The organism is Okeania sp. KiyG1, assembly GCF_014132355.1.
Classification (GTDB): Bacteria; Cyanobacteriota; Cyanobacteriia; order Cyanobacteriales; family Microcoleaceae; genus Okeania.
In genome coordinates this window covers 33356-45405 of the sequence record NZ_BLZO01000061.1, presented here as the reverse complement: position 1 = coordinate 45405, position 12050 = coordinate 33356, and the positions used below count along the sequence as shown (strand labels likewise).

The 12050-nt window shown below is 36.9% G+C and carries 9 protein-coding genes; 4 read left to right on the top strand and 5 right to left on the bottom strand.

Annotation, left to right across the window (positions count from 1 at the left end):
* Window positions 1-538: 538 nt before the first annotated feature.
* Window positions 539-1693, bottom strand: a complete 1155-nt coding sequence (gene dnaN, locus SAGCYANO_RS12750) for a DNA polymerase III subunit beta (RefSeq protein WP_202220427.1) — start codon at window positions 1691-1693, stop codon at window positions 539-541.
* Window positions 1694-2190: 497 nt separating this feature from the next.
* Here dnaN and SAGCYANO_RS12745 point away from each other — a divergent pair, with 497 nt between their 5' ends.
* Together SAGCYANO_RS12745 and SAGCYANO_RS12740 are read left to right on the top strand one after the other, a co-directional pair.
* Window positions 2191-3117: a helix-turn-helix domain-containing protein gene (locus SAGCYANO_RS12745; protein ID WP_202220426.1), complete on the top strand. Its 927-nt coding sequence runs from the start codon at window positions 2191-2193 to the stop codon at window positions 3115-3117.
* Window positions 3081-3611 (top strand): transposase, encoded by a 531-nt coding sequence (locus SAGCYANO_RS12740; RefSeq protein ID WP_307785880.1) that lies wholly within the window; start codon window positions 3081-3083, stop codon window positions 3609-3611. Before SAGCYANO_RS12745 ends, SAGCYANO_RS12740 begins: the two co-directional genes overlap by 37 nt.
* A 955-nt stretch (window positions 3612-4566) precedes the next feature.
* Here the strand turns inward: SAGCYANO_RS12740 and dnaA are convergent.
* The 4 genes from dnaA to SAGCYANO_RS12720 form a co-directional block, all read right to left on the bottom strand.
* Window positions 4567-5931, bottom strand: coding sequence for a chromosomal replication initiator protein DnaA (gene dnaA / locus SAGCYANO_RS12735; RefSeq protein ID WP_202220424.1), 1365 nt, complete (start codon window positions 5929-5931; stop codon window positions 4567-4569).
* A gap of 18 nt (window positions 5932-5949) precedes the next feature.
* On the bottom strand, window positions 5950-6411 hold the full coding sequence (locus SAGCYANO_RS12730; RefSeq protein ID WP_202220423.1) for a zinc ribbon domain-containing protein: 462 nt from the start codon (window positions 6409-6411) through the stop codon (window positions 5950-5952).
* Window positions 6389-6931, bottom strand: a complete 543-nt coding sequence (locus SAGCYANO_RS12725) for an RNA-guided endonuclease TnpB family protein (protein WP_202220422.1) — start codon at window positions 6929-6931, stop codon at window positions 6389-6391. Before SAGCYANO_RS12725 ends, SAGCYANO_RS12730 begins: the two co-directional genes overlap by 23 nt.
* Window positions 6932-7149: 218 nt before the next feature.
* The gene (locus SAGCYANO_RS12720) at window positions 7150-7467 is read right to left on the bottom strand and encodes a helix-turn-helix domain-containing protein (protein WP_237396118.1); all 318 of its coding nucleotides are present in this window, start codon (window positions 7465-7467) and stop codon (window positions 7150-7152) included.
* 237 nt (window positions 7468-7704) lie between these two features.
* Between SAGCYANO_RS12720 and SAGCYANO_RS12715 the strand changes: the two genes are divergently transcribed.
* Together SAGCYANO_RS12715 and secD are read left to right on the top strand one after the other, a co-directional pair.
* On the top strand, window positions 7705-8688 hold the full coding sequence (locus SAGCYANO_RS12715) for an alpha-ketoacid dehydrogenase subunit beta (protein ID WP_202220420.1): 984 nt from the start codon (window positions 7705-7707) through the stop codon (window positions 8686-8688).
* Window positions 8689-10247: 1559 nt separating this feature from the next.
* Entirely contained in the window at window positions 10248-11633 is a 1386-nt protein-coding gene (secD, locus tag SAGCYANO_RS12710; protein ID WP_202220419.1) for a protein translocase subunit SecD, read from the top strand.
* Window positions 11634-12050: the final 417 nt, after the last annotated feature.

The window sequence follows — 12050 nt, the reverse complement described above, 5'->3', positions numbered from 1 at the left end:
GCTACGCAAACAGCAAACCCTATCTAAATCTTAAGGAGGGGTTTTAAATGAATATAGCCTTTAAAAATCGGCTTTTATAGTAAAATTCAATTCACCTCATTAATAAAGGTTTTCTTTCAAGCTAAAATAAATAGCTGATAGCTGATAGCTGACGGCTGAATGCTTACATAATATGACTATATTTAGCAGATACTCCCTTAAAAAAAATCGGGCAAATTTAGACATATAAAATCATCCAATCTGCCACGATAAACTTAGGGTAAGCATTTCCTGCGGACTGCTGCGCAAACAGCTATTAGCAGTCCGCTATTCCTAGGTCATGCTACGCAAACAGCAATTAGTAATGAACAATTACTTCTAAGGTTTAGGAAAGGAACTTTAACAGTAATTTTTATTTTGTCTCATTTTGTCTCAATTTCTCAATTATTTTTACCTTCCCCAAAATTAATAGCTGTTAACGTAGTTCCTCCGTAGGAGGCTAGCTAATAGCTGACGGCTAAATGCTTACAACTTACGATTTAAAAATCACTTGAAGCAACTAATTTCTCAACTGAACAGGCATAATTAAATAAGTCATTTTCACCCCACCCAATGGATTTAAAACCACCGGACTTGTAGCAGTATTTAACTGAATAGAAATCTCCGAAGCTGAAGGAATAGCCTTCAAACCTTCAATCAAATACTTAACATTAAAAGCAATTTCATTCGGCTCATCAGCAGAAATTTGTGCTGCCATAGACTCTCTACCACTACCAACATCTTGAGCATCTACAGACAAATAAATCTCCTGATTAACACTATCAATAGAACACTTCAAAATATTATTTTTCTGGTCAGCCAAAACAGCAATTCTTTCCACCGCTCCTAAAAATTCTTTCCTATCTACATTAATTTGATTAGTAAACTTATCAGGTAATAATTGTCCGTAAGCTGGATATTGACCCTCCAATTTTCTGCTAGTTAAACATTGTTCTCCTAGCTCAAAAATTACCTGACCTTCATCAAATCTCAAAGCAACAGCTTCAGATGATTGATCCATTCCAATCATTCGTTCAACTTCTCGTAAAGCTTTTGCAGGAATTGTTACTTCAAACTCCTCAATTTCTTCTACTTCTAACTCACCCTCTGGTGCCACACTTTCAGTCTTAACAATTGCTAATCTATGACCATCAGTTGCTGCAAATTCCAAACCATCTTTTTGTACCTTTAAATGTACCCCTGTTAAAACTTGTTTTGTTTCATCAGGACTCGTGGCAAACAAAGTTCCCTTTAAACCATTAATTAAAGCTTCCGATGGTAAATGTATAACCTCCCCATCTTCCACCTTTGGTAACTCTGGATATTCCTCCCCTCCCATACCTCGGACTTCATAACGTCCAGACGTAGAAGTAAGAGTAGCGATCGCTTCCCCTTCATCATCATCAATAGTAATATTACCGTCTGGTAATCTGGAGACAATATCATTAAATAATTTGGCAGGTAAAGTAAAACTCCCACCTGTTTCTACAACTGCTGGAAAATTTGAACGAATACCTAAACTTAAGTCAAACCCTGTTAATTCTAAGCACTGATTTTCTACATCTGCTATTAATAAAACATTTGCCAATACTGGGTGAGTAGGTCGAGAAGGAACTGCGCGACTGACTAGAGAAAGATTACTATTTAAGTCACTTTGAGTACAAGTTAATTTCATTAGAGTTTAGCTAGTTATATAAGGAACAAGAGGCTTTTTTGAGAAAACTTACCTCAGACTGAAATCCTAACATTCTTAACTTGAGGAATCTAGATATCTAGCATTGGATAAAAAATATCAGTAATAAAATATCAAATTAATATCTGTGGAAAATGTGGAAAACTCTAAAAAACTCTTAACCACATCAATGCTTTCAGAAATAAATAGCTTGTGGAAAACCTGTGGAAAAAATCACTGTTGGTTTGAAATAAAATTTTGGATTAGCTTGTATTTTTGAGGTTATGCAACCTTTTCGGTTTCAGTAGCACTACCAGGACTTACGGAAATTGACTTTTAACTTCCCCGGCGGGAAGTCCCGCGCTCTCCCGTAGGGGAGCGTCGGGATGAGAGCCGGGCCAGGGTGTGTGGTTTTCATAAGATCCTGTTTGCTATAGCTATTGAAAATTTCTAACATAGCCATTATAATAACTAATATAGAAATCCTGGTAGATTCTGCCATGTTACTGAAATACAAGTACAAGCTAAAACCCCATAAAAGTCAAACGGTAATTATAGCCAATTGGTTAGAAATGGCCAGAAAGCAATATAATTACCGTTTAGCTGAAAGGCTAAACTGGTTTGAAGCAACACGCACACCAGTAAATGCTTGTCCTCTTAATGTTTCAGTGGTGCCAGTAGACCAGATTTATCAGAATATCCCTGAATTTAGGGTACAAACACGAGATGGTAGAAAAAAGGACATTTTTGGTAATCCGATAACAAGGAAAGGAGATAAGCATCCGAACACAGTTAATGGATATGTTGTTTGGGAGACTGTTCAACTAGCAGATTTAGCACGGACTAAAAAACTTTTCCCTGAGTATAAGTTGATGCACTCTCAGGTGTTGCAAGATGTTATCCAGCGTGTGCAAACAACAATGGATAACTTTACCAAACCTGATCACAAGGGTAAAACCAGTGGTAGACCTAAATTTAAAGGTCGGCATTATTATAATTCTTTCAGTTATCCTCAGCTATCAAATGCCAACATAGTCAAAAATGCCAACGGTCGTTTTTGTATAAATCTACCAAAGATTGGTTTAGTCCCCTTTGTCTACAATCGTTCAATACCAATAGGATTCAAGGTGAAAACAGGTACAGTGATACGGGCGGCAGATGGATGGTATATCAGCTTAACGATAGAAGATCAAGCTGTACCTTTGAGGCGTGCAGAAATTCAACCCACCGAAGATAACTCAAAAGGTATTGATTTAGGATTATTGTACTATGCTGTTACCAGTGATGGTGAATTTATAGAAGTCCCGAAGTTTTTCAGGTGTTCTGAGCATCGCTTGTCTAAACTTCAGGCGAGATTAGCTAAAAACACAAACATTCAAAGAGTTGGAAAATTCTCAAAGGTAAAATATCTAGACTGCATCAATTAATAGCTAGACAACGTTTGGATTGGCAATTCAAACTGGCTTATCATTTATTTAGTGACTGTCAGGTGATATTTTTAGAAGACCTGCAAATAGCAAATTTAATCAGACGTTGCAAAGCTAAATTGGGTGATAATGGTCAGTTTTTGCCCAATGGTCAATCAGCTAAGTCAGGATTAAATAAATCTTTGCAAGATGCAGCTTTTGGGCAGTTTGTTCAGGTTTTGGAGTATGTAGCCTGGAAACTAGGCAAAAAAATTATCAAAGTAGACCCAAAAGGTACATCCCAACATTGTTGGAAATGTCTGAATAAAGTCTCTAAAAGTTTATCAGAACGCTGGCATTCCTGTGCTAAATGTGGACAGGAATTAGACAGAGACTATAACTCAGCACTCCTAATACAAAAAATAGGATTGTTTTCAACACAGGAGGAGGACATCACTTCTGTTAAAACTGCGGTCAGTTTTTCTCTGGCTGAAGAATCCCGCGCTCTCCCGTAGGGGAGCGTCGGGAGTATGTCAAATCACCACTTGTAGGGGTGAATGGCATTTGCCCTTCCTATATGTAGAATCTCCGCGTAAGTCCTGACTACCTCTTTTGGTTAGAACAATAAATTTTAGTTGCAAGGAAACACCAGACCTGGGAACAGGGAATAGAGGAATGTCCTAAAACATTTGTGTAGCACTATAGTTGTTTCCATCCAATTATCGTCCAGATTCTATATTTTTCCACAAGTTTTCCACAAGTTTTCCACAAGTTTTCCACAAGTCTAAAGTTCAAATTTCATAGTTATAGCATTACGCAAATAGGTTAGGACATTTATAGAACCCCTAACCGGAGCTTTATCTTGAAATACAAAGGCTGACAGAAAGCCGTTTTCACGCAGCCTAACAACTATAAGGGTTGCTGGAAACCGAAAAATTATGAACTTAGGACTATTCACATGCTGTCGCAACTTATTACTCTATTAACTTGTTATCTGTCAATAGCCATAATTACTTAAGCATTTCTACTTGTCTAAAATTTCTCGTTTTGAGATGATTCACCTTTGCCAAAAATGTAAATATTCTGGATGATATTAACGTAAATACTTGCTTGTAGCTTTATTCAAGACAGAATTTTTACTTTTAAACGCAACATTGGCACAATACCTTATGTACAAACTATGATACCAAATGCCTCAAAATAACGCAAGTGCGTGAAATATTTTGTAATAATTTGGGGAAAATCGGAACTTGTTTGATTAAAATAAATAATTTTAATTACTGACGTGATAAGTGAAATCTATAGTTTTCCTTCTTGTCTAATTTTGAGGCGTGAAACTACTTTTGGATGATTGGCGATCACATTCCTGACAAAAAAGAGAAAATTAAAGATACACTTAGGGGTTCTATAAATGCTCAAACTCAGTCAGATATTACTTTTGAATTTTGAATTTTGAATTTTGAATTTTGACTAACGACGACTGGCAAAATTAATCCGATCGCTCAACTGTCTGAGAGTTTGACCTAAGTTTAAATCATTATTTTGTAGCTGGGCAATCTTATCGCAACTATATATAACAGTTGTATGGTCCTTTCCACCAAAAACCTCCCCAATTTTTGGCAGACTTAAATCAGTATGTTGTCGCATCAAAAACATTCCCACTTGTCTTGCCAAACTAATTTCTCGTTTTCTAGAACTTCCTTTTAAATCCTCTATAGACACATTAAAAACTTCTGAAACAGCCTTAATAACTGCTTCTGGAGATGCCTCTAATTTTTCATTTTGTGGATTTAAAATAGGTGCGACATTCTCCACAGTCATCGGCAAACCTGAAATAGAAATATAAGTAACAACCCTAGTCAAAGCACCTTCCAACTCCCGAATATTTGAAGTATATCTAGAGGCAATATACTCAATTACATCCCTAGGCAAAACCATATTTTCATACTCAGATTTTTTCAGCAAAATTGCCATCCTAGTTTCCAGATCAGGAGCTTGAATATCAGCAATTAATCCCATAGAAAACCGAGAGCAAAGACGTTCTTGTAAACTAGGAATTTGATTAGGAGGTCTATCAGAAGCTAAGACTACTTGTTTGCCAGCTTCATGCAAAGTATTAAAAGTATGAAAAAACTCTTCTTGAGTATATTCTTTACCCTCAATAAATTGAATATCATCTACCAACAAAACATCAGCGGTTCGATAATGTTCTCTAAAACTTTGGAGGCTATCTTTACGAATAGCGACAATTAAATCATTAGTAAACTTTTCCGTAGAAACATAAAAAATTTGAGATTCAGGCAAAATCTCCAAACGATAATGACCGATAGCTTGCATCAAATGAGTTTTTCCTAAACCCACTCCACCACATAAAAATAAAGGATTAAACTCTCGTCCAGGAGACTCAGCTACTGCTAAAGAAGCTGCATGAGCCATACGATTATTAGGACCAACCACAAACCTAGAAAACATATATTTCGGATTTAGATTTGCTGGTTTAGGCTTTTGACTAGATAAACTTTCTGAAAGATCGGCAACCTTATTTTCCGACCATATAGGTTCTGAATTATCTTTACCCGTAATTTCTCCCGCTGTAGTTAGGTAAATTTCTACAGGATGACCGAGAATATCATGTACAACATCAGCAATAGTTTTTATATAGTATTTCTGTAACCAATTTCTGGCAAAAGGGTTAGGTGTACAAATTACCAAACAGTTATTTTCTAGTTGTTGGGCATTGGCTGTTTTAATCCATGTTTCAAAAGTAGGTCGGCTTAATTGTAGTTGCAATCTTTCTAAAACTTGGTTCCACAAATTATCAAGAGAAATTTCCACTGGTTACATACTCCCACACTATAGCGTCAGCTTAGTGTGGGCTTCTCGTTTCGCAGTCCTGCCACTGCATCGGACTTCACGAGCTTTAAGGACGGGATGCCCCGCCGCCCTATTTTTTATATTTATTGCTGCATTCAAGTCGCGGTCTATGACGATACCGCAGTGTGGGTAAGAATGAGTTCTTTGAGATAATTCTTTCAGGACTTTTTCACCGCAATTCGAGCAATCTTGGCTGGTATTTTGAGGATTCACAGCTATAGTTTTTTGTCCAGAATTTGCCTCTTTTCCTAGGTCATGCTTCCCTACGGGATGCTGCGCAAACGCAAACAGAGGAGCTGCGCTAACGGCTTTGACAGCAAGAATAGACAGAAATTGACCCCATCCAGCATCATTAATTGATTTACTCAAACGGGTCTTTGCTAGATCTTTAATATTTAAGTTTTCGTATTGGATAACTTCAGATGAGTGATAACAATTCATTGGCTGTTTTAAAATGAAAATATTTACGTTTATCGGCAACCTTTTTATGTTGTTTAGCTACAGCTTTTACAGCTTTTAACCATCTTTTGCTGCCTTTCTTTTTCCGGGATAAACGTTTTTTTAGAGTCTTTAATCGCTTCTGAGGAGAGCGATAATATTGAGGTATTAGGATTGTATCTCCATCACTTGTTACCAAAAAATCTTTCAATCCCATATCGATTAAGAGAGTATTTTCTGTTGTCGGTTCGACATCAGAATTAAATTTAGGAACCGATTTATATTCTAAGGATAGTGTGAGATAATAGCCATCAGCTTTACGGCTAATAGTAACGGTTTTAATTTTAAAACCTGACGGCAATGGTCGATGTTGAATCAACTTTACTTTACCAAAAGTAGGTAAATTCATCTTATTTACCTCAAAACATTCTTGCTTGATTTGAGGGTAAATCAAGCTACGATAACGACCTATTCCATTAAACCTTGGTTTTCCTAATTTCTGCCCATTTTTATCTGCTTTCAACCATCTTTCAAAGGTAAGTTTTACCGAGCAATTGTAGGTATGCGCCTCCCTTTTTAAGGGGATAAAAAAAATAAAATCACCTATTTTAAGCCTCCTTATTGTAGAGGTACTGATAACTGATAACTGATAACTGATAACTGAAATGACCCGTTTAATACAATCTTGCAATACTTGAGAATGAATTAGCTTGTAGTCAGGAAATTTATCTTTAGTATTGACTAAATCTTTTTCTGAGAATAATAATCCGGGTTATTTCTTAGTTGAGGAATTGGCATTATTAAAGGACAAGCACTAAGCGGACAGCGATTTTCTGACCACCACGAAAACCGCTCACTCAACCGATAGTTGTACTGCCGACGCAACAAGTCCAGCCATAGTTCTATGGTAGACACTTGTTCTTTATTAGGCTTTAATTTGTACTGATAAGCCGTCCGCATTACTATCAACATTAGTTCGATCATTGTTATGATAACATCAACAATTGAAGTCTTGAGCAAAAAGCAATATTTGTAAATTAATGGGGCATTGAACTCCATTAATTTACCGCCGATTCATCTCGCGCCATAATCTCTGATTTGGCGCGAGGCTTCTCGACAATTTAGCTAACTCAAAACCCGGCACTGAAAGTAGGCTTACTGCCTAGAGCAGAATTTTATCGACAAAGCTCTATGTTATGTCCTAACCAATTACGTCGAGTCATTGAGAAGCCCACATCTGATTCTTGTAACCAGTGTGGGAACTGTTACCTCAAATTTATATAATCAAACCCTTAGATGGCACAAACTTTATTATTTAATGCTCTCCGTGCAGCCATTGATGAAGAAATGGCCCGTGACCAGGCTGTATATGTTCTTGGTGAAGATGTGGGTCAATATGGAGGCTCGTACAAAGTTACCAAAGACCTTTATGCAAAATATGGGGAACTGCGTGTTCTTGATACTCCCATTGCAGAAAATAGCTTCACAGGAATGGCCATAGGTTCAGCTCTGACTGGGTTAAGGCCCATTATTGAAGGTATGAATATGGGCTTTTTACTATTAGCCTTCAACCAAATTTCTAATAATGCTGGAATGTTGCGCTATACCTCTGGTGGTAATTTCAAAATACCATTAGTTATTCGTGGTCCTGGTGGTGTAGGTCGTCAGTTAGGTGCGGAGCATTCCCAAAGATTAGAAGCATACTTTCAAGCTGTTCCTGGCCTGAAAATAGTGGCCTGCTCAACCCCTTACAATGCTAAAGGCTTGCTCAAAGCAGCTATCCGTGATGATAATCCGGTCCTATTTTTTGAACACGTCCTCCTTTACAATTTGAAGGAAGACTTGCCAGAAGAGGAATATTTGTTACCTATAGACAAAGCGGAAGTGGTGCGGACAGGAAAAGATGTAACTATTTTGACCTACTCTCGGATGCGTCACCACGTCACCCAAGCAGTAAAAAGTTTGGAAAAACAGGGTTATGACCCAGAGGTAATAGATTTAATATCCCTCAAACCCCTAGATTTTGAAACCATTGGTACTTCTATTCGGAAAACTCACCGGGTAATTATTGTGGAAGAGTGTATGAAAACAGGTGGTATTGGTGCTGAGTTAGTTGCCTCAATTAATGAGAGATTATTTGATGAACTAGATGCACCAGTTCTACGTTTATCTTCACAAGATATTCCTACACCTTATAATGGTACGCTAGAAAGATTGACAATTGTACAACCAGAGCAGATTGTTGAAGCAGTACAGAAAATGGTAGCTATGCAAGTTTAAGTTGAAGGAATAAGCAAGGGAGCTGATTAACTTTTTTGACTTAAACTAAATATTAACTTTTTGAGGTGAAATTGCTGCCTATTTCAGTTCTAGTCCTGCCTTTAATTAGTTATTATTTGTTGTGGATATAGACGTTCTTCTAGGATCGTCTGTATCTAAATATATTGTCTATTTAAAGATAGTAATTAGTAGGAAAAGCACTCAGGAGTTAGTTTTTTATTTTTCTTGATATTGCCCTGTTTCAGGATTGCTGAATTCTCTGTTCTGTAATGAATAAAAATAAAAAATTCTATGATTAATATTTATTTAAAGCTAAGATAAATTTATGGAAAATTTGATTTATTAGTAGTATGAATAATTATAGCTAAAAAATAATTGACTTGTATTGAAATTTAATTGATGCCAAATCTGAAAATTTTTGCTATATATCTTTATAGCATGAAGATAGAGGAGATGAGTAATGGATATATGGTAAGTATTCAGCTAGCTCGCATTCAGCTTTTAGCTGTTTCATAAATAATGAATATACACTGTTAAGGTCAAGGTTATTATTTTTCAATACTTTGAATTATCCTTAAACTTCTCAATACTAATTCCTGCTATAAAGGCAGTGAATTAATAGCTGATTGCTGATTACTGACCGCTGAATGCTTACGATATATGAGTGAATCAGGAGATGACAAAAAAATATAGCATTAATACTAGACACCTCCATAAAATATGGAGTAGGCGGAAAGAATCAATGATTTCTGTATAATAATGAGGGCTTGCTGATTAAATATCACGCGCATTGACTGATATTGGTTAAAGCATTTTTTGGTATAAAAAAGTGCCAGCTTTTCAGCTTTTTGAGCTGCATAAAGCTAGTATTTTGGAACGATTATGGCAGAAAAATCACGAGCGACAATTTTTCCAACTATCTCCTCTAAAATTCCCATTTCTCCTGTCTCCTGTCTCCTGTCTCCAGTATAATAAAAGTTATACATAAATATAGTCATATATAGTCAAGTGATGTCAAATATCTCCGTTTACTTGTATAAAAGAGCGCCTTTATATTTGACAAAATTTAATAACTCAAAGGCCAGATGTTTAATAGTATAATGAAATTGGTTTGTAATTCCAGACTAAATAAAAATAAAAATTCCTAAATTATCGAATCCTAATATAATTTTAACCCCTTGATTTATGAAATTAGTTGAGAGACATATCCCATACAAAAAATCATCGGTTTTATGATGAAATTGACAGACTATGTTTCTTGTCGAAAAATCTTTATAACTATTAGTTGATAAAAGCTCAAGATACAAAAAGCAAAATATTAACAGCCTTCTTCTAGGGGAAATATTGCACAAACAGCAAGGATTCAGGACTCAGAATATTTTTTGTGCTTTAATCTGATTAGTAGGCTCCTGACCTTAACCCTTATGGGGTCTAAATTCCTACTCTCATCCACCTTATCTACAAACTAATTGGTGTCGAATCCCCATACCCAAGATTCCTTTCTCCTGACTCCTTCTTTAAAATCATCTAAAAAAATACTGGTTTTAGTTAGTTAAATTATGCGCAGACAAAATTCATATATAGCCTTAATTCTAGTTCTAGTAATAGCATCAGTAACAGTACTGGGTCAAATTCCAATTCGACTGGGACTAGACCTTCGAGGTGGGTCACAACTGACTATTCAACTACAAACCTCTGAAGAAGTTCCCACTATCGACGAACGGGTAATGGAAGGAGTCCTAAAAATTGTAGAAAATCGAGTCAATGCTCTAGGTGTATCAGAATCAGTAGTTCAATCTCTAGGACAAGACCAAATTCTTGTCCAACTTCCAGGAGTAAATGACCCAGCTCAAGCAGAACGAGTTTTAGGAGGTACCGCTCAACTAGACTTCCGCGAACAATTACAAGGCACCGAGCAACAGTTAGCAATCGAATACCAACTACAAAGACAACGTTTAGTAGAGCAAGAATTACTGAAAAATAGTCAAGATACAGAGGCTATAGCTAAAAATTTAGAATCTCTAGAAAAAACAAATCAAGCGATCGCCGGACTATTCAAAGAACCGACTATTAAAGGCCAAGACCTGAGAGATGCTTTAGCAGAACCGGAAGCTCCTGGCTCTAATAACTGGAATGTGGCCTTGCGCTTTACCTCTGAAGGAGGACAGAAATTTGCGGAACTTACCAAAAATTTAGCAGGAACTGGACGTAGTATTGGTATTTTCCTAGATAATCAACTTTTGAGCGCTCCTACTGTCGGCGTAGAATTTGCAGAAACAGGAATTACTGGTGGTAATGCAGTAATTCAAGGTAGATTTACAGCCGAACAAGCAAATGAATTGGCAGTACAACTGCGGGGTGGGGCACTGCCTGTGTCAGTAGAAATTGTGGAAAATAGAACTGTTGGGGCGACTTTAGGCCGAGATAGTATTCAACGTAGTGTTTATGCAGGAGCTGGTGGCCTAATTCTGGTATTAATATTTATGGTAGTTTATTATCGACTTCCTGGTATGATTGCCGATGTGGCTTTAGTTATTTATTCTCTGTTTACCATTGCTAGTTTTGCTATCTTGGGAGTTACTTTAACATTGCCAGGAATTGCTGGTTTTATTCTGAGTATTGGTATGGCAGTTGATGCTAATGTTTTGATTTTTGAACGGACAAGGGAAGAGTTACGAACTGGTAAAACTTTATATCGTTCTGTAGAGTCTGGCTTTTATCGGGCTTTTTCCAGTATTTTAGATGGTAATGTCACAACCTTGATTGCTTGTATAGCACTATTCTGGTTAGGAACTGGTTTGGTCAAAGGTTTTGCTTTAACCTTGGGAATTGGTGTAGCTATTAGTATGTTTACTGCTGTTACTTGTAGTCGTACTCTAATGTTTTGGGCGATCGGTTTTTCCCAATTCCGCAAACCAAAACTATTTTGTCCTGAATTAAATTGAATTAGGAGTTAGAAGTCAGGTTAGGAGTAGGGGTGTTACGGAGTATAGGGCAGCAAACGGCCGTCGCTGAAATTTACACAGTGCGGGCATCTTGACCTGCTACAGATGAAACACTGTAAATAGTTTAATTAGGGCTTGCTGATTAAATCTAAAAGCATTGACATATAAAGATAAGTGCCTTTTTGGGGTCGAATTGCAGTGCGCCTGTTTCAGTCTAAAACGCTCAAAAAGGACTGTATTTTAGGCGCATAGTTGGGCAGAAAATCTTGGGACAATTCTTACTCCTACTTCCTCGCTCATTCCTATTTCTTCCCCTCCTGGGAGGGGTTAGGGTGGGTTTTCTCCTGTCTCCTGTCTCCTACCTCAGCAAGAAGACTTTCCATAAGCAAACCCTAATTAACATTTTGTACCTTTACC

What these genes read in the sequence shown, in the direction of transcription:
- SAGCYANO_RS12715 (WP_202220420.1), top strand. Translation starts at nt 7,705, where the DNA reads ATGGCACAAACTTTATTATTTAATGCTCTCCGTGCAGCCATTGATGAA.
- dnaN (WP_202220427.1), bottom strand. Translation starts at nt 1,693, where the DNA reads ATGAAATTAACTTGTACTCAAAGTGACTTAAATAGTAATCTTTCTCTA.
- SAGCYANO_RS12730 (WP_202220423.1), bottom strand. Translation starts at nt 6,411, where the DNA reads ATGAATTGTTATCACTCATCTGAAGTTATCCAATACGAAAACTTAAAT.
- SAGCYANO_RS12720 (WP_237396118.1), bottom strand. Translation starts at nt 7,467, where the DNA reads ATGGAGTTCAATGCCCCATTAATTTACAAATATTGCTTTTTGCTCAAG.
- SAGCYANO_RS12745 (WP_202220426.1), top strand. Translation starts at nt 2,191, where the DNA reads ATGTTACTGAAATACAAGTACAAGCTAAAACCCCATAAAAGTCAAACG.
- secD (WP_202220419.1), top strand. Translation starts at nt 10,248, where the DNA reads ATGCGCAGACAAAATTCATATATAGCCTTAATTCTAGTTCTAGTAATA.